We start from the raw sequence: 575 nt of genomic DNA on the forward strand, positions 1-575 counted from the left end.
CCCCCTGTGTCAGGATAGATGTCGCCTCTTTTGACTCATGACTCTCTTCAATGGAGAGATGATTAAAAGAGGCAGTTATGGCTCGCTACTCCAAAGAAATGAAAGAGGCCGTCATCCAGAAGATGATGCCACCCAATAATGTTTCAGTGGCTCAGCTCACAAGAGAAACCGGCATTACCGATGCAACCCTGTATACTTGGCGCAAACAGGCAAGAGCGCAAGGTGTACCCGTGCCCGGAGATGGCAAGAATCCTCACCAGTGGAGTGCTGAGAACAAATTCGCGGTTCTGATGGAAACCGCCACCATGAACACAGCGGAACTAGCCGAGTACTGCCGTAAAAAGGGACTTTACCCTGAAGAACTCCAGCAGTGGAAAGCTGACTTTATTGCAGGAAGTACAAAGCCTGCGGAATCCCGTCAGGTTCAGGCCGCTGCCAGGCGAGATGACAAAAAGCGTATTCAGAAACTGGAAAAGGAGCTGAAGCGCAAAGACAAAGCTCTGGCTGAAACCGCAGCCCTGCTGGTGCTCACAAAAAAGGCAAACGCGATCTGGGGGGAGCGCGAGGACGATTGA

General features: G+C 51.5%; 1 protein-coding gene. It reads left to right on the plus strand.

The genetic code is table 11. The features are described 5' to 3' along the window. The first annotated feature begins 77 nt into the window (after positions 1 to 77). Positions 78 to 575 (plus strand): transposase, encoded by a 498-nt coding sequence (locus tag ACNRUY_RS26740; RefSeq protein WP_488114704.1) that lies wholly within the window; start codon positions 78 to 80, stop codon positions 573 to 575.

Source organism: Endozoicomonas sp. Z74 (genome assembly GCF_057680865.1).